Origin of the sequence: Bacillus sp. DWP3-1 (assembly GCF_049896565.1) — a bacterium.
Lineage (GTDB): Bacteria > Bacillota > Bacilli > Bacillales > Bacillaceae > Bacillus.
Genome location: NZ_JAFCUN010000001.1, coordinates 174271 through 192483, shown reverse-complemented (window position 1 = coordinate 192483; position 18213 = coordinate 174271). Strand labels below are relative to the sequence as shown.

Sequence of the window (18213 nt, the reverse complement as noted above, 5' to 3'; positions counted from 1 at the left end):
TCTCCTTAATGAATCATTAAGAATAGAAGGACCCCGCGGGTGATGCCGCGGGGATTTTTTTGTGTCTTTAAAAGCCCACTTTATAATCATACTCTTTTGCTTTGTCCAATTTGGATTCGTACTCTAATTTAATAAAAGGTTTATATGAAGGCTCAACACGCTTCACAAATGGCAATGAGCTGAGCTTAGCCATATGACGCTCGAGATCATTCATATCACAATAGATCACTGCATACTTCATTTTCCTTGAAATATAGTGAACATTTCCAAATTTTCTTAGCGCCTTTGACTGCTTTAACGAATGCAGCCAAACGACCATCCCTTGACGTTTGGTTTCCATCTTTTCACCTGCCGCTTTTTCAATTCTTTTCAGTCATTATGTAAAAGACGAGACATTCAAGTCTCGTCAAGATACTTTACAGCCACAGCTGCCACCTGATCCACAGCCACCGCCGCATGATGATAGACCATCAAAATATGGGTTCCCTGTTGGAACTTTGATATATGCTGATACAGCTTGACCGATTTCAATACTAATCTCATCTAAGATGGATTGAATCGCTGTTTCTGCTTTTTTGAAATCAACCACTGTATCGTGAAGATCTAACTTTCTTTTGACCTCACGCATTTCCTTTGAGATCGTTCTATAGTCCGGATGGTATTTGCCGAACCGCTGCACATCCTCATATTGCTCTTTTACTTTTGTAAAATGGGCAATAATTTGTTGGGCTTCTTCGTCTTGCTGGAGACGCTTAAAGCAGTTGCGGTAATGTTCAGCCTCCTCCGACTGAAGAATCATGGCAGCCAATTGATTCGCTTCCTCTTGGAGCTCCACAGATTCGATTGTCGCATACATAAATGTTGCACCTCCAATTCATAGTTTACCACGAAACCTATGGATTAGAAAATGCTTTTACGTGATAAATACATCCCATGTTTCTCTTTTCTGCTTATATTCTGGATGACGGGAATTGAGCACAACGGTCATTTTATGCTTTCCTTTTGAAAGATGCTTGACCACAAATGCAGCAGTATACTCATTGCCTGCACGTTTTCCGTCTACATACACTGTAAAATATCCCGTCTTCTCATTCTTTTTTAGACGCGAAGGTTCAAGATGAAAATCTTGTAGTGTACTTTCTATATAGACAGAAGACCCCTGCACTTTGTATTTTAAAAAGCCTTGCTGCTTCATTTCGCTTTCGGCTTGCTGCATCACTGGTACAGCTGGATCTTGCTTCATGACTTGCTTCTCTCCATGTTGACTTTGACACCCGGTGACAAGAAAAAGCAATGCGCATATTGACAGCATCCATTTCATCTTCTGATTCTCCTTTCATCTACTTTTATAGGATGCTCAGGAAATAGACATCTTAATCAACTCAAAAAAGCCTCACCCGGCTCCATTTTGATTGCGCATTGCTTGGAACATTTGAATCATCATTTCAGCCATTTGAACACTGTTGCTCAACTGACTCACACGATGAGGAATGGTTTTTTCGTAAAAATTCATTTTATCTAATTCAAAGGACGATAGCTTTTCAGGATGTCGAGTCAGCTGTCTGTACCAGAGAGGACGCTGTCTGATGAATTTGATTCGATCCTCTTCGGCCATGACAAACTCCTGTACTTCTTTCCGCACCAAAAGCATCCCCTTTCAATTAATCTTTCCTGAAGGAGAATGGGTGCTGACTGCCTCCAGATGAACCTTTCTTTGAGCCATTTGATGAAAATTGTCCGATTAAGCTTTGTAAAGAGGAAATAGACTGGCTCATTTTGTTGATTTGTTCATTCATTTGATCAGCGTCCATTTTTTTCACGGCAGAAACCATTTTAGACATAAAATCTGCTTTTCCCAATTCACTTGGCTTAGAGGCTTTTTCTTCTTTACCGCCTTCAGATTGCGTTTGCCGGTAAGGAGACCACATCTCGTCTTCTTCACCAAACATGATCCAATTTTCGTATACACTTTGCCAGCTTTTTTCTTGCGTTTGCACTTCTTGAATTAACTTCGGATGGCGTCTGACGAATTGTTTAAATTCATCAATGGATGTTTGTTTTTGTTTGTTTGTCATATCCTCACCCCCCATACAAATGCCTACTATACTATATACACCAGCAGCTATTTTGGTGAGCCTCTTTTTCAATCAAAAAAACAGCTGCGATTGTGCAGCTGCTTTCGTTTAAGATGTTTTCTTGATGAAGTTTTGAGTGTAGTATTTTTCTTTCACACCTACGCCAAGGTGTGTGTAATCTTTATTTAATAACGCCTTCCTATGACCTTCACTATTGAGCCAGCCTTCTACCGCTGCAGGTCCATCTACATAATTATAGGCAATGTTTTCACCTGCGAGCTGAAATGCCACCTCGCCTCTTTCTAACCGATCTTTCAGCGTACCGTATTTTTTTGATTCATGGGAGAAATAATGATTCTCTTTCATGTCCTCACTATGCATGAATGCCACTTCAGAGGTTTCATCATCCCACCTTAAGGTCGGCAGTTTGTACTTATGACGGATAATATTGGTCATATCAAAAATTTGTTTTTGACTGGAAGCTTCGATCTCTTTCCATTTTTCACCTGATATTGCCTCAGGTTCTATCAATTGACCACGATAGACGACCTCATATGGCTTTTGTTTCACAAATGTATCTGCGTTAAACGCCCTGATACTTGAAAGAGTGCTTTCAAACTTATCCATGTAAAGCTGAACATACACATCATCTCCCACTTTCACAGTGGGTCTTGTATTCATATCATCTTCTGAGAATTCAAAGCGGTATGAATTTTGTTCATCCTCTACATGAATGTAAGGTGCAATTTGTGTTTTTTTAAATACTTCACTTGTGGCTTGACCGATTTTAAACGGTTCGACATTGAGCCCGTCTCCTGTTGCAAACAGGGTCACCACTTTACTATCCTTTACCCCTACTTGAATATAGTGCTTCTTCGATTGGTTGTATATCCACCAGTCATAATCATATGCGGAAGGATCAATGCGATCTGGTTCTCCCAGCTGTTTAAGCACTTCGTTTGAAGATTTCCCCATAAAGGACATGAGCCCCTTTTTCGGGATGTTGATCGGCTTATCGCTAGATGTTTCTTCATTAGACACCTTCGGTTCATTGCTGTTTTCTTTTTCTGGTGAAGATCCATATTGAATAAACAGAACGTACGTTCCAGATATAATCAGGAGGATGAGGAGTGTTTTGAGCACAGTTTTCAAATAAACACCTCCGTTAAATTGGCAAGGTACAAAAAGTACCTTCTACTGTCATTTAAACAAAACTCGCTTCATTTATCAACGACAATACAGCCTATTTAACACGAATTTAAAATATGCCCCTCTTAATGAAGAAATCCTTGCCCGTGATCTTGATCCTGTTGAGAGATTTCTGTCAGTGCATCTCCCGCGCGATCATTTGATAAATCTTCGACTGATAAATCTCCAAGAGCGACAATCCCTGTTAATGCGCCATTTTTCACAACAGGAATGCGGCGGAGCTGGTGCTCTGACATCAGCCGGACAATTTCTTCAAGCGTTGCATCTTCTTCAGCTGTCAGTACTTCCTTCGTCATCAGCGAGCCCACTTCCTGTGAGTTTGGCTTTTTTTCTGCAATGCCTCTGAGTACAAGGTCACGGTCTGTCACTATGCCAACGAGCTGATCTCCGTCAACCACCGGAATGGCCCCAATGTCCGCGTCTCTCATTTTGACTGCCGCTTCATACGTATTGTCGTCTTGCTGACATGTCACTACTTTTTTTGTCATAATATCTTTGATTTTTTTCGTTTTCACATCGATTCCTCCATCTATTATTTTCTTTATTACTGTAACCAGGTTATAAAAGAACATACCTTTCACAGTTGAAAGTTTAACGCTTTCATACTATGATTGTCAGTAAAGGGAATTTTTATAAGGAGGGGTTTTGGGTGAAGTTTGAAGGTACGGGGATTGAAAAGGTAGCAGCTGACTTAAATAAATTAGATTTCATCATGGAAAGTGAAGGATTTGTACGAGCCGATCAATGGGATTATGAGCGTGTGACGTACGACAGAAAGTATAACATGGTAGAGGGAACCTTTTATTTACGGATTTCCGGCTACGCCACCGAAGGAGATGTTGGTTCCAAAAGAGCACACATACAGCTTCTAACACCTTTACTTGGAAAACATTATTATCCGCACGGTGTTGAATACGGCGAAGGCGAAGATTTCCCTAAATCTCTCATCCAATCAAGCAAGAAAACGCTTGAACAGCTGAAAGATAAACTAGAAGCAATGACTGCTGAAGCATAAAAGAAGACAAAGGGCTAAAATCAAGATCATTTTAGCCCTTTGTCAACAATCTGAGCACAGCCATACGGCTGTGCTTTTTTCATTCATATTTCGGAATCAGCGCATCTGGTACGGCATCTTTCGCTCTTTCTTTTCTTGCCCAGTCAAAGAACACAACAGCAAGGATCGAGCCGTACACAATCTCCTGAATAATTTTCATCAAAATCGCGCCTAGCTGCTGGTCCTCTAGCAGAGGCAAGGTATGGAACATTTCAGGACCTGTGAGCGCAAGGCCTGCCAGCATATCACTTGGCACGCATAAGTGCAGTGCCTGTATCCAAGCGCCAGCATCAGAATAGGTTGCATAGATCGGTGCCTCACTAAACATGATGAGAGCACACGCAGGAGTCATCAATATTCCGTCTGCCATGATATAACCAAGCTTTAAAATGCCTGTAATCTGCGGCTGACTTTGGACTTTATGAACGAGCGGCCACCACATGAAAAAGGCAGCGATAAAAATGACCACCGTCATCAACGCATGATAAAACGGATCTGTTTTCACAAAATCAAACACAAGCGGAATGTGATACATCGAAAACAATCCGTTAAATCCAAGCAATGCAATTAAAGGCTTGGAAAACAAACGAAAAATTTGCTGAATGCCTGGTGTTTGTATGATCCACTCCCAAATGGCCGCAGGTAATCCTGTAATAAGGAGAGGCGGAATGACTAAATAGAGCACCGCCATTTGCGCCATATGTGCACTAAACATAATATGCCCCATTAAATCAATTGGGCTTCCTTTCACGGCGTATAACAGGACAAGCCCCGTCAGAAACAACGTTTTCTCTTTCACCGTCGCACGGTGCTTTCCCTTTGTCACAAGAAGCAAATAAAGAGCAGCTGCTATGACAATACTAGTCAAATAGTAAGGGCTCCATAATGCCCGAAATCCGAATATTTCTAAGTTCTCCATTGCTGCGCCTCCTTCAAGGGCAAAGCGGGCTTACCACCAAATAATGGTCAAAAAGGCTAATACGGTAATAAACGCGACAAACACACCTGAGTAAAGAAACAATGCGGGTGTTTCATGCCCTTTTTGGTTCATGTGCATAAAATAATAAAGCTGAAAAGCCACCTGAATAACTGCAAGCAATAAAATAAATGGTACTGCGAACCAGTTCCCAACGTCTTCAGAAGCGATTGTTAAAAAGGCAACAAAGGTTAATCCAATCATCAAGCCGAAAGAAATGAGCTGATGCTTCATTTCTTCGGCATTTTTCTTTTTACGGTATACAAGATCGACTTTAGACTGATTTGTGTTTTTATTTCCCATTCTTATCCCACCATTCCCATTAAATATACAACGGTAAAGATGAAGACCCACACAACATCAATGAAGTGCCAATACAGACTTGCCACATAATATTTCGGCGCATTGTATAAATCGAGTCCGCGTCTCATATTTCGAATCATAAGAGCGGTAATCCAGCAAAGTCCGAAGGCGACGTGAGCCCCGTGAGTTCCGACAAGTGTATAGAAGGAAGAACCAAGAGCTGAGCTGGTAATTGTAAATTCATACGCATGCACATAATGATAGAACTCATAAATCTCAACCCCTAGAAATGAAGCACCTAATAGCACAGTCACGCCAAGCCAAAGCTGCATCTTTTTAAAGGCAAAGTTTTTCATATGATACATTGCATACACACTCGTTAAACTGCTCGTCAGCAGAAGCATCGTGGCAATAAAGACAAGTGTGAGATCAAACATATCAGTTGTTTTTGCTCCGCCTGCATTAGAGTTTTTCAGCGCCAAATACGTGGCAAAGAGCGATGCAAACAGAACGGTTTCTCCCCCAAGAAACAACCAGAACCCGACGAACTTATTCTTTCCTTCTAACGTGGCTTTCTCAGGAGAAGCCGGAAAGGTTTCTGCTGTCATTTTTTGTGGTTCCATTATGCTTTCACCCCTTTATCATCGTCATCGGTCAAATCTTCTTTGTGAATATGGTACCCATGATCATCTTTAAGAGAGCGAACCAGCATGGTCGCAAATGTAATGCCAAGACCAATGAAAATCACTGGAAGTCCCCAGCTGTGCTCTTGACGATACATGAAGCCAAACGCTGAAACAAATAGACCGAATGAGATAATGACAGGTAAGATGGAATTATTCGGCATGTGAATATCATCGAGCGGTTCAGATGCTGTCATTCCTGTTTTACCATCCATTTTTTCAATCCATAATGGATCTAGTCCTCTGACAAGCGGAAGCTGTTTAAAGTTGTATTCTGGCGGAGGTGAAGACACTGCCCATTCAAGCGTTCTTCCGTCTCCCCAAGGATCGCTTGATACACGCTCTCCTTTTGCTGTAGTCCAGATGATGTTAATCAGCATGATGACAACAGCTACAAACATAAACAGTGCCCCAATCGTACTGATCAAGTTCCCAAGGTCTAGCCCCTGACCTGGCAGGAATGTAAAGACTCGGCGCGGCATGCCCCAAAGCCCGAGAAAATGCTGGATAAAGAAGGTTAAATGGAAACCGATGAAAAACAGCACAAAGCCAATTTTCCCAAGCTTCTCATTCAGTATTTTTCCAAACATCTTCGGCCACCAGTAATGCACACCAGCTAAAATACCGAATACGACCCCGCCAATAATGACGTAGTGGAAATGCGCCACGACAAAGTACGTATCATGGAACTGATAATCTGCTGCAGCTGCTGCAAGCATGACTCCCGTTACCCCGCCAAGCAAAAACGACGGTATAAAGGCAACGGAATACAGCATCGGCGTTGTAAACTTCACATTACCGCCCCATATGGTGAGCAGCCAGTTGAATACTTTAATTCCTGTAGGCACCGCAATCGCCATTGTGGCTACAGCAAAGATCGCATTGGCAATCGGACCAAGTCCTGTTGTGAACATGTGATGCGCCCATACCATGAATCCAAGGAAACCAATCAATACAGTAGCGAACACCATGGACGAATAGCCAAACAACCTTTTTCTTGCAAACACTGGAATGATTTCAGAGAATATTCCGAATGCTGGCAGGATTAAGATATATACTTCTGGGTGTCCGAAAATCCAGAACAAATGCTCCCAGATGATTGTATTTCCGCCGAGCTCTGGATTGAAAAAGCTCGTATCAAACATTCTATCAAGCATCAGCATCGCAAGCCCTGCTGTAAGTGGCGGGAATGCGAATAAAATCAGTGCTGAGGCGACAAATGTCGTCCATGTAAAGAGCGGCATTCTCATATACGTCATACCAGGCGTTCTCATATTAATAATCGTTGCAAGAAAGTTGATCCCGGCAATCAGCGTACCAATACCCGCTATCTGCAAACCTAAAATATAGAAATCCATGCCGTGCCCTTCTGAATTCAGCGTGAGCGAGGCGTATGCAGTCCAGCCTGCATCAGGTGATCCACCCATAAACCATCCAAGGTTTAAGAAAATTCCTCCGAAAAAGAACAGCCAAAAACCAAGTGAATTCACAAACGGAAACGCTACGTCACGTGCACCAATTTGAATGGGTACAACCGCATTCATTAATGCAAATAAAAGCGGCATTGCTGCAAGGAAAATCATCGTTGTTCCATGCATCGTCATGACTTCATTGTAAAACCCTGCACTTACAAAATCATTTTCAGGGATGGCTAGCTGAATACGGATAATCATCGCTTCCAGGCCGCCAATTAAAAAGAAAAATCCCCCTGCCACTAAATATAGTACGGCAATTTTTTTGTGGTCAACCGTCGTCAAGTAATCCCATAAGACAGCGCCAAACCCCCGCTTTTTAGCTATTGTACTCACCATGAAATCCCCCTCTTATCTCCCATTTGCCCCTTTTCATATAGATGTCTATCTTAACTTTACACAGACTGTGTCTGACAGATGGCTACTTCTCGGTTGTAGAGACATATTCGGGAGCTCTTAACAAAAACTTCACATCGATCACATACCCTCTTGCACATTCGCATTAGAAATTACTCGATTTTAAGTCCTTTTAAATACTCATAAAGTGCATCTGCTTCTGAGTCATTTAATTTAGGGTACGTCCCTGTCATTTTATTCCCTGGTTTAAAGCTCTCTGGATCTTTCAGCCATGCTTTCACATTTTCTTTGTTCATATCTTTGATTCCTGCTACTTTCGTTCGGTCTCCGAAGGTCGCAAGGTTTGGTGCCGTCCTTGCCGCTTCCGGCCGTTCGTCACCAGGCTCTACTGCATGACAGCTCAAGCAGTTTTTCTCTTTAAATAATTTTTCACCTTCAAGTGCGAGATCTTTTGTGGATGTAGGCTTCTTGTAATCAGCCATTTTTTTCGTCCATCCCAAAAACTCATCTTGAGAAAGCGTTTTAACTTTAAAGTCCATTAAAGCATGCGAGGGACCGCAAAGCTCTGCACATTTCCCGTAGAAATATTCTCCTGCATCTTTCGTTCGTTTTGAATCAAAGGTTAAATAAAACTTGTTTTCATTTTCTGTGTTTGTATCAATTTTACCGCCAGCCGATGGAACCCAGAAAGAGTGTTTCACATCGGATGCTTTCAGCTTAAAGTACACCTTTTGATCTGTCGGTACAATCAATTCCTGACTTGTGACAATCCCATAATCAGGGTATTCGAATTCCCACCAATATAAACTGGCTCTTACATTGACAACAAGTGTCTTTTCAGGATCTCGTTTTTTCTTATCCATAGCGCTTGTATCCCCAAGCTCAAGCGTGTATGCCACAACAGGCACAACGAGAATAATGAGGAGAAGAATCGGAATCGCTGTCCACGTAATTTCTAGGTTACGGTTCCCTTCCACCTGCTTTGGAATCGTATCTTCTCCCACTTTAGAACGTTTGAATTTAATGATGACGTAAAAGAAAATGATCGATACAACAATGACGACAAGAACCATAATGAGTGTACTCAGTACCGTTAGGAAAAACTGTTTATCTGCTACTTCCCCAACTGGTTTGAGTGTTGATAAGTATGGTTCACCACAGCCCGCCAAAACGAGCGTCAGTAAGAGAAACAGTGAATAAACACGCCATTTTCTTATCATAATTTGTCCCAACCCCTTTTGCTTGATCTCCTTTGCCTTTCGCTTTTTACCTCTTATTTATAAAATCACTTTTCACCCATTCATAACCCCCGCCTCTTATAAAAGCACTTACATTTCCTCTTTTCATAAAAAAATGATGTTTTTACTCAAAATACCATCTATGTATAAACAGAAAGCCGCCTAAATAGAACTGAATATCAGGCGGCTTTCATAGTTGTTAGAAAATGTTGTGTTATAAGATATAGCCATTGTTTTGATGTGATCAAAGTGTATTTTACTCTAGAATAGTGTAATGATAATCATCGCGACGAAAAAGATGGTTAAGTAGTTTAATGAATAAACGAACATGAGCGTTGACCACTTCATGACGTCTTTCATTTTAAAGCCCATAAGGCCAATGACGAGCCATCCAATATTCAGCAATGTGCCAAGTGCGACAATCGGCCATCCTAATCCACCTAAGAAAAATGGAAGTGGAAGAAGACATGCTGTCCAAATGATAATTTGGCGTTTCGTGACTTCAAAGCCATAAACGACTGGCAGCATTGGAATACCTGCCTTACGGTAATCTTCCGTTTTCTTAATCGCAAGTGACAGGAAGTGAGGGATTTGCCAAATGAACATAATCATAAACAAAACCCAAGCCGTTGTGTCAATTGTACCTGTGACAGCTGTCCAGCCGATTAATGGCGGCACCGCACCAGATACACTTCCAATAACGGTATTGATGGTGTAATGACGTTTAGACCACATGGTGTACAGAACTGCATAAGTAAAGACTCCGATAAAACCAATCACTGCTGATGTTATGGTTGTCATCAGAAGCATGATGAGTCCAAGTACAACAAGCAAAATACCAAATGCATACGCTTGCCCCGGCTGAATCTTACCTGTAACCGTCGGTCTTGTTTTTGTTCTTTCCATTAATATATCAATATCACGGTCAAACGCATTATTAATGGCGCATGAACCGGCAATAATAAGAGAAGAACCAATCATTGTTAACAGCACAATATCAAGATTCCCAAGGAAACTCATACCTGTAAAATAAAAAGCAAGCCACATTCCAGTAAATGTTGTAATGAAGTTGGAATTGACGATGCCCATTTTAATCAGAGCAAGAAAATCTTTCCAAGCTGTTGTTTCTTCTATTTGTCCATGAATAGCTGCTTCCGCGGCTGTTTTGGAATTTGCCAATGTGTATAACCTCCCTTGCCCAAACCTTCAAACGAACAAATGAAACGTAAATTCGTTACAACTCTATCATACAAGATAAACAGCTGTAAAAAAACATCCTATTAAATAATAAACGACAATCTTGAAGTTATTTGTGAACTTTTCGTGAATTTATAAGGATTTATGTGTGTTTCAGAAGGCGGTGCAAAATGAAATATTCTCTCCTCTATTTCTATCAGACTGTCAAAGAAAGATCAAGCACTCTAAATCTGTAAACTTTGTGAACTAACATATCATTTTTTTGTGAACTTTGGTCATTATGAATTGCAACAGAACACGCATTTGGCTTAAACTTGAGAGCATATGAGGTTTTTCATTTAGATCAGAAGTTTTTTAGAGAAGGTGAAATAATTTGATGAAATTTGCTTTAAGGTTATTGAGCGTGATCACAACGTTTGTGATGCTGATCGTTTTGATTGGCGGTGCGCTTGTGACGAAAACCGGCTCGGGTCTTGGCTGCGGCCGGCAGTGGCCCCTTTGCCACGGACGTTTCTTCCCTGAAATGAACCCTGCTTCCATCATCGAATGGAGTCACCGCATGTCAACAGGGGTTTCCACCATTCTTGTTCTGGCACTGGCGGTCTTATGCTGGAAAAAGATTAGTCCAGTATTCCGTGAAACCAAATTTTTGGTCATCATGTCGATTATATTCTTACTGCTTCAAGCGCTTTTAGGAGCTCTAGCCGTCGTGTTTGGTTCTAACGCCCTTGTGATGGCACTGCACTTCGGTATTTCACTCATTTCTTTTGCTTCAGTGTTACTGCTTGCGCTTCTTGTATTTGAAGCAACCAGATCTGAAACAAAGCTTGTGAAGCCGCTTCATATCGGCAAAAAAATGCAGTTCCATATTTATGGTTTGATCACCTATACGTATATCGTGGTGTATACGGGTGCTTATGTGAGGCATACAAAGTCAAGCCTTGCTTGTTCTGTCTTCCCGTTTTGTTCAAAAGACGGTGCACTTCCAGCGTACTTTAATCAGTGGGTACAAATGTCTCACCGAGCAGCAGCACTTCTTTTATTCGTCTGGATATTTGTTGCGATGTTCCATGCCATGAAACATTATAAAGAACAGAAGCAGCTGTATTATGGATGGATTATTTCAGCCATTCTGATTACACTTCAAGCCATTTCAGGTGTGATGTCTGTTTATTCTCAGCTTGCACTTGGTTACGCGCTGGCTCATTCATTCTTTATTTCCGGTTTGTTTGGGATACTTTGTTACTTCTGCTTACTCATTGCCCGGTTTAAATATGAAAGCAAAGAACCATTCAAATAAGAATTTGTATCCCCCTTTCATGCGGAATGGGGGATTTGTTTTATTGTTGTTTTGCTTCTTCAAATAGCGAAATGGCTTTTTTGCGTCTTTCCTGATGATCAACTGTCGGCAGCGGATATGTATCACCTAGCACACATCCCGATTTCAATTGCTCATCAATCGGCATTTTACTTGGTTCATGAATCCATTTTTCATCGACATGCTCTAGCTCTGGTACATATCTTCTAATATATTCCCCGCTCGGATCAAATCGCTTCGACTGGGTCGTTGGGTTAAAAATACGGAAGTACGGCACGGCATCTGTCCCGACAGATGCAGCCCACTGAAATCCTCCGATATTTGACGCCTCATCATAATCCACAAGTTTTTTTGCAAAATACGCTTCGCCCTTTCTCCAATCAATCAAATAATCCTTTGTTAAAAATGAGGCTGTGACCATTCGCAAGCGGTTATGCATCCAGCCCTCCTCATTTAACTGTCTCATCCCTGCATCAACGAGCGGAAAGCCTGTTTCCCCTTTACACCAAGCTTCAAACAGCGTCTCATCTTCATTCCATTTCATCCCTTGAAACGCCGAATTGATTTCTTTTTCTTTCATCTCAGGATAATGCGCATAAATCATATGATAAAAATCACGCCATGCCAGCTCTTTGATAAAGGTCTCTCTGCCCTCGTCTTCAAATAGTGCTTCTTCATACATCGCATGAAAAATCGTTCGGATCGAAATAGTGCCTGTTTTTAAGAAACGCGACAGCTTGCTCGTTCCAAAAAGAGACGGAATATCTCGTTTCTCATGATAACGCGTTAATCTTTTTTGGATAAAGTGATGCAGCGTGTTCATCGCTTTGTCTGAGCCGATTTGATCAAACTTCCTTGAGCAGCCCTTTAACAAGTCTCGCAGTTTGTCATTTCCTTTTTGCGAAAGCGACTCATCACAAATCGTATGCTCACTGCTGAAAAATGATTTGTCAACTTTTATCACAGGCTGCTTTTCTTGCTTACGCCATGATTGATAGTATGGGGTAAACACTTGATAATGTGACCCATCTGCTTTTAAAATATCTCGCGCCCCGTGAAGGTGTGTATCTTGCCACGTTGACACATGAATGCCCTTCTTTTCTAAAAAATCGGTTACTTGCTGGTCACGCCTTTGGCCGATACCCACTTCATCTTCATTAAAAAAGACGGCTTTGATGTCATACACATCCATGACCTGTTGAAAGACGCGCAGGACATCATCATGGAGAAGGTGAACATACACTTGAGATTCTCTTGCTTCCTTGACGAAATGCGCCAAGTTTTGAAAGAAATGTTCGTTGTTTATATCCAGTTCCATTTCAGTAAAAAATGGATCTAGATGATAAAGAGCCAATAATTTGTACTCGTGTTTTTTTGCATATGTGATCGCTTTTGATAGGGCGATATGATCATCCAAACGCATATCTCGGCGAAACCAAATCACAACAATTTCCAACTTTCTTCACCTCACTCTATAGTGTAATTACTCTCGCAGGCTGCTGCACATTTTAATGCGCTCAAAAAAAGACACATCACGATGGATGTGTCTCACTTATTATTCAGGCTTTAACACAATCAGCAGATCACCGGTTTGAATCGGTTCTCCATTTGTCACATGTATTTCATCTACGACCGCAGTGAATGGCGCTTGTACAGTCGTTTCCATTTTCATGGCTTCATTGATCATCAAATGCTCGCCTTGCGAGATTTTCTGTCCTTTTTCCACGAGCACTTTGATGACAGTGCCTGGCATTGATGCGGCAATGTGATTTGGATTTGAACGGTCCGCCTTCATTTTTTCTTGAACGGAGGATTTGATGCTTTCATCCTTAATCACGACTTCACGCGGCTGTCCATTTAGCTCAAAGTAAAGAACTCTTGTGGCATCTGGATTCGGTTCTCCAATCGACACGAGTTTGACAATCAGGGTTTTTCCTTTTTCGATTTCTACCTCAATCTCTTCACCAAGCCTCATCCCATAGAAGAACGTTGGAGTGTCAAGAACAGAGATGTCCCCATAGCTTTCTGCTGTTTGGACAAATTCAGAAAAGACTTTTGGATATAAGGCATACGCAATCGCGTCTTGCTCTGTCAGCGTCAGGTCATGAGATTCTTTGAACTGCTGCTGAATAGCTTCAAAGTCCACTGGCTTCAGCTTCTCACCAGGTCTGACAGTGAGCGGTTCTTCTCCTTTTAAAATCAGCTTTTGTAATTTTTCAGGGAATCCGCCATGCGGCTGGCCTAAATAGCCTTTAAATAATTCCACAACAGAATCCGGGAAGTCTAATGTTGCTCCTTTTTCATAGACATCTTCCTCTGTTAAATCATTTTGCACCATATAAAGTGCCATGTCTCCAACTACTTTAGAGGAAGGTGTGACCTTCACAATATCACCAAACATGTCATTCACACGTCTGTACATTTCTTTTACTTCGTTCCAGCGGTCGCCAAGGCCAACACCTTTCGCCTGCTGCTGCAAGTTACTATACTGACCGCCAGGCATTTCATGCTCATAAATTTCTGTATGAGGTGAGTTCATGCCGCTTTCGAATTCACGATAGTATTTTCTGACAGAATCCCAGTATTGAGAAAGGTGTTCGACAGATTGGACGTTCATGTCTGGCTTTCTTTCATGCCCATCTAAAGCATAGTACAGTGAGCTTGCACTTGGCTGCGATGTGAGTCCGGCCATAGAGCTGACGGCCACATCCACAATATCAACGCCTGCATCAATCGCTCTTGCATAGGTGAACAGTCCATTTCCACTCGTATCATGCGTATGAAGATGGATAGGGATCGTGAGCTCATCTTTTAAAGCAGAGACTAACTCATAAGCTGCCTGCGGCTTTAATAATCCCGCCATATCTTTAATACCTAAAATATGTGCACCGGCAGATTCAAGCTCTTTCGCAAGAGATACATAATACTCAAGATCATATTTCGGACGAGATGGATCAAGAATGTCCCCCGTATAACAAATGGCTGCCTCTGCCACTTTGCCTGATTCACGAACAGAATCAATGGCAAGCGTCATGCCTTTGACCCAGTTTAAGCTATCGAAAATACGGAAGACGTCAATGCCTGCTTCGGCCGACTCCTTTACAAATGCTTTAATCACATTATCCGCATAGTTTGTATATCCGACAGCGTTTGATGATCTTAAAAGCATTTGGAACAACGTGTTTGGCACTTCTTGGCGAAGCTCTTTTAATCGTTCCCAAGGATCTTCTTTTAAGAAACGGTACGCAACATCAAATGTAGCACCGCCCCACATTTCCATACTAAACAGCTCTGGCCATAAACCTGCTGTTGGCTGGGCAACTTTCTTTAAATCATGTGTTCTGAAGCGTGTCGCAAGCAGAGACTGATGCGCATCCCTAAAGGTTGTATCTGTTAAAAGGACGCTATTTTGTTCTTTCACCCAATTGGCAAGGCCCTCAGGTCCATGTGTGTCTAACAATTGTTTTGTCCCAGACGGAATCTCTTGATGAAGAGGAAGCTTCGGTACAATTGGCTTGTCAAAATGAGGCTTCTTTTTCTCCGCTATACCAGGGAATCCATTAATGGTCACGTTACCAATATAAGTCAGCATCTTCGTTCCACGGTCTTTTTGCTTAGGGAAATTAAATAGCTCTGGCGTTGAATCGATAAACGACGTATCGTATTCCCCTTTTAGAAACTTCTCATGCTTTGCCACGTTTTCAAGAAACGGAATGTTTGTTTTAATCCCGCGAATCCTGAATTCCTGTAAATTTCGGACCATTTTAGCAGCCGCTTGGTCAAATGTGAGCGCCCATGTGGACAGCTTGACCAATAGTGAATCGTAATAAGGTGTAATGACTGCACCTTGAAAGCTGTTCCCTGTATCAAGTCGTACACCAAATCCCCCGCCTGAACGGTAGGCCATAATTTTTCCTGTGTCTGGCATAAAATCATTTAAAGGATCTTCTGTTGTGACCCTTGATTGAATGGCAAAGCCATGTGTAAAAATATCTTCTTGCTTTGGTATACCGACTTCCTTGCTGTGAAGGTCATGACCCTTTGCGACAAGAATTTGGGTTTGGACGATATCGACACCTGTGATCATTTCAGTGATCGTGTGTTCTACCTGTACCCTTGGATTGACTTCAATAAAGTAAAACTCTCCATTTGCGACAAGGAATTCTACAGTCCCTGCATTAATATACGATACATTCTGGGCCAACTGAACAGCCGCTTCACAAATATCTTCACGCAGTTGATCTGTAAGAGACACACTTGGCGCCACTTCAATGACCTTTTGATGCCGCCTTTGAACAGAGCAGTCACGCTCATATAAATGAATGATATTGCCGTGATTGTCACCAATCACCTGCACCTCAATATGTTTCGGATTTTCAATCAGTTTTTCAACGTATACTTCGTCATTTCCAAAAGCAGCTTTTGCCTCTGACTTCGCACGGTCATAGGCTTCCTTCAGCTCCTCTTTCGTTCTGACAATCCGCATACCTCGGCCGCCGCCGCCTAGTGAAGCTTTAATAATAAACGGGTAACCGTATTCTTCACCGAATTTTTCGACTTCTTTGACCGAATCAACTGGTCCGTCACTTCCTGGAATGACTGGAATTCCAGCTTTTTTCGCTTCATCTCTTGCCTTTACTTTATCTCCAAACATATCTAAATGCTGAGAAGTTGGACCGATAAATTGAATGCCTTCCTCTTCGCATCGTCTTGCAAAATGAATATTTTCAGATAAAAATCCGTAACCTGGATGGATCGCATCCACGTCATTTCGTTTTGCAATTTCGATGATCCCCTCGATATCAAGGTAGGCATCAATCGGTTTTTTCCCTTCTCCAACTAGATATGCTTCATCTGCTTTATAGCGATGATAAGAGCCCGAGTCTTCTTTGGAATAAATGGCCACTGTACGTAAATTGAGCTCCGTACAGGCCCTGAAGACTCTGATAGCAATTTCCCCTCTGTTTGCAACTAGAACCTTTTGAATTGTTCTCTGTGACATTTCTCACTCCTCCATATCCCTTAAAATTTTATATGTACTCTATAATAAAGGAAGAAATGAAAACTGTACACTTTTGTTTTCTAAAGATTCAAAGTTTTCTGCAATCCATTTTTTTGAACTGATGGCTTGCTCATTGATTTTTTCTTTTTGTAACGCTCTTTATATTCAGTAAACATGCTGATATTCAGCAATATTCCCATACAGCCGCTCAGTAAAATGATAGACGATCCCCCGTAGCTGATAAACGGAAGTGTGACCCCAGTAATCGGAATCAGACCTGAAACACCGCCTAAATTAATGCATGTTTGGATCGCAATCATGGAGGAAATTCCTATTGCAAGCAAACTTCCAAATGGATCTTCACACTTTCTTGCAATATAAAAACCTTTCACGACGATGAAGCCAAGGAGAGCGAGCACAAAAAATACTCCGAAAAAGCCAAGCTCTTCTGAAATGATTGCCATGATAAAATCTGTGTGCGGCTCTGGAAGATACCCGTACTTTTGAACGCTTTCTCCTAGACCCAGTCCAAAAAAGCCGCCTGATCCAATAGCGTAATAGGAATTAATCAATTGATGTCCAGTCGCCCCTGCATCTTTAAATGGATCTTGGAAACTCTCAAAACGCCCGAGACGATTTTGCGTGAAAATTTTATCCCAAAAAAGAATAATAAATGGGGTCACGACGACCATCACGGCACTAAATAGCGCCAGCAGCTTCGCAAGTGTTTTCCCGCTAAAGCCTGAGCATAAAATCATCGCAAGGGCAATCATTCCAATGATAAAGGCTGTCCCATAGTCTGGCTGCAAAATGATAAATCCGCATAAGATCGAGACAATCACGATGGGAGGTGTGACTCCTCTTAAAATATGATCAATATAATGCTGCTTTTTTGCATACACAGCAGCAAGATAGATAATGACGACAATCTTCACAAATTCCGCTGGCTGAAGACTAAATGGGCCTATTTTGATCCAGCTTCTTGCGTTCCCTGCAATATGACCGCCAAAGTACACATAGATGAGTGAAAACACTGATAGCAGCAGCATACCGATCTGGAATTTCTTATTTGAAAACAGCTGATATGGAACTAGTGCTGTAAAGAACAAGATGACCGCTCCAACGATCATAAATAAAAGCTGTTTCTTAAAAAAATTATCTGGTGCGGCATCGTATCTGATCACAGATGTAATCATACTTGAGCTATACACCATGACCAAACCGAATGCGCTAATTAAAATAATGGCGAACAATAATGAGTAGTCATACGATTTTAGCATTCTCTTTAACATATAATCCTCTTCCTAACGTCTGTTTCTACTGCTTGAT

General features: G+C 41.6%; 18 protein-coding genes. 2 read left to right on the top strand and 16 right to left on the bottom strand.

Going from position 1 to position 18213, the window contains the following annotated elements; all coding sequences use genetic code 11:
• Positions 1 to 67 precede the first annotated feature (67 nt).
• The 7 genes from ACP7A0_RS01030 to ACP7A0_RS01000 all read right to left on the bottom strand — a co-directional run bounded on the left by ACP7A0_RS01030 (position 68) and on the right by ACP7A0_RS01000 (position 3772).
• The gene (locus ACP7A0_RS01030) at positions 68 to 340 is read right to left on the bottom strand and encodes a YlbG family protein (protein WP_003212137.1); all 273 of its coding nucleotides are present in this window, start codon (positions 338 to 340) and stop codon (positions 68 to 70) included.
• 66 nt (positions 341 to 406) lie between these two features.
• On the bottom strand, positions 407 to 856 hold the full coding sequence (locus ACP7A0_RS01025; protein WP_007499807.1) for a YlbF family regulator: 450 nt from the start codon (positions 854 to 856) through the stop codon (positions 407 to 409).
• 57 nt (positions 857 to 913) lie between these two features.
• Positions 914 to 1321, bottom strand: coding sequence for a hypothetical protein (locus ACP7A0_RS01020; RefSeq protein WP_375567404.1), 408 nt, complete (start codon positions 1319 to 1321; stop codon positions 914 to 916).
• A gap of 72 nt (positions 1322 to 1393) precedes the next feature.
• Positions 1394 to 1642, bottom strand: coding sequence for a YlbE-like family protein (locus tag ACP7A0_RS01015; RefSeq protein ID WP_034318044.1), 249 nt, complete (start codon positions 1640 to 1642; stop codon positions 1394 to 1396).
• Between the two features lie 19 nt (positions 1643 to 1661).
• On the bottom strand, positions 1662 to 2075 hold the full coding sequence (locus tag ACP7A0_RS01010; RefSeq protein ID WP_375567401.1) for a YlbD family protein: 414 nt from the start codon (positions 2073 to 2075) through the stop codon (positions 1662 to 1664).
• Positions 2076 to 2183: 108 nt separating this feature from the next.
• Complete coding sequence (locus tag ACP7A0_RS01005; protein WP_060596180.1) at positions 2184 to 3227, bottom strand: CAP domain-containing protein; 1044 nt, start codon at positions 3225 to 3227, stop codon at positions 2184 to 2186.
• A 122-nt stretch (positions 3228 to 3349) separates the two neighbouring features.
• Positions 3350 to 3772 (bottom strand): CBS domain-containing protein, encoded by a 423-nt coding sequence (locus ACP7A0_RS01000; RefSeq protein WP_034663862.1) that lies wholly within the window; start codon positions 3770 to 3772, stop codon positions 3350 to 3352.
• Positions 3773 to 3933: 161 nt separating this feature from the next.
• Between ACP7A0_RS01000 and ACP7A0_RS00995 the strand changes: the two genes are divergently transcribed.
• On the top strand, positions 3934 to 4299 hold the full coding sequence (locus tag ACP7A0_RS00995; protein ID WP_060596179.1) for a YugN family protein: 366 nt from the start codon (positions 3934 to 3936) through the stop codon (positions 4297 to 4299).
• 79 nt (positions 4300 to 4378) lie between these two features.
• On the opposite strand, the gene ctaG is transcribed toward ACP7A0_RS00995, so the two are convergent.
• From ctaG to cyoE, 6 genes are all read right to left on the bottom strand, one after another.
• On the bottom strand, positions 4379 to 5257 hold the full coding sequence (gene ctaG / locus ACP7A0_RS00990; protein ID WP_426003972.1) for a cytochrome c oxidase assembly factor CtaG: 879 nt from the start codon (positions 5255 to 5257) through the stop codon (positions 4379 to 4381).
• A 30-nt stretch (positions 5258 to 5287) separates the two neighbouring features.
• On the bottom strand, positions 5288 to 5617 hold the full coding sequence (gene ctaF, locus ACP7A0_RS00985; RefSeq protein WP_003211520.1) for a cytochrome c oxidase subunit IVB: 330 nt from the start codon (positions 5615 to 5617) through the stop codon (positions 5288 to 5290).
• Between the two features lie 2 nt (positions 5618 to 5619).
• Entirely contained in the window at positions 5620 to 6240 is a 621-nt protein-coding gene (gene ctaE / locus ACP7A0_RS00980; protein ID WP_034662610.1) for a cytochrome c oxidase subunit III, read from the bottom strand.
• Positions 6240 to 8111 (bottom strand): cytochrome c oxidase subunit I, encoded by a 1872-nt coding sequence (gene ctaD / locus ACP7A0_RS00975; RefSeq protein ID WP_034662613.1) that lies wholly within the window; start codon positions 8109 to 8111, stop codon positions 6240 to 6242. The genes ctaE and ctaD overlap by 1 nt, the downstream gene beginning before the upstream one ends.
• 170 nt (positions 8112 to 8281) lie before the next feature.
• Positions 8282 to 9349 (bottom strand): cytochrome c oxidase subunit II, encoded by a 1068-nt coding sequence (gene coxB, locus ACP7A0_RS00970; RefSeq protein ID WP_034662616.1) that lies wholly within the window; start codon positions 9347 to 9349, stop codon positions 8282 to 8284.
• 279 nt (positions 9350 to 9628) lie between these two features.
• Positions 9629 to 10546 carry a heme o synthase gene (gene cyoE, locus ACP7A0_RS00965; RefSeq protein WP_003211774.1) on the bottom strand — a complete coding sequence of 306 codons (918 nt, stop codon included), beginning with the start codon at positions 10544 to 10546 and terminating at the stop codon, positions 9629 to 9631.
• A 394-nt stretch (positions 10547 to 10940) separates the two neighbouring features.
• Between cyoE and ACP7A0_RS00960 the strand changes: the two genes are divergently transcribed.
• Entirely contained in the window at positions 10941 to 11864 is a 924-nt protein-coding gene (locus tag ACP7A0_RS00960; protein WP_060596176.1) for a COX15/CtaA family protein, read from the top strand.
• A 40-nt stretch (positions 11865 to 11904) separates the two neighbouring features.
• On the opposite strand, the gene ACP7A0_RS00955 is transcribed toward ACP7A0_RS00960, so the two are convergent.
• The 3 genes from ACP7A0_RS00955 to ftsW form a co-directional block, all read right to left on the bottom strand.
• On the bottom strand, positions 11905 to 13338 hold the full coding sequence (locus ACP7A0_RS00955) for a cryptochrome/photolyase family protein (protein WP_106030796.1): 1434 nt from the start codon (positions 13336 to 13338) through the stop codon (positions 11905 to 11907).
• 99 nt (positions 13339 to 13437) lie between these two features.
• Complete coding sequence (gene pyc / locus ACP7A0_RS00950; RefSeq protein WP_106037795.1) at positions 13438 to 16884, bottom strand: pyruvate carboxylase; 3447 nt, start codon at positions 16882 to 16884, stop codon at positions 13438 to 13440.
• 80 nt (positions 16885 to 16964) lie between these two features.
• Positions 16965 to 18176: a putative lipid II flippase FtsW gene (gene ftsW / locus ACP7A0_RS00945; protein WP_034662626.1), complete on the bottom strand. Its 1212-nt coding sequence runs from the start codon at positions 18174 to 18176 to the stop codon at positions 16965 to 16967.
• Between the last annotated feature and the right edge of the window lie 37 nt (positions 18177 to 18213).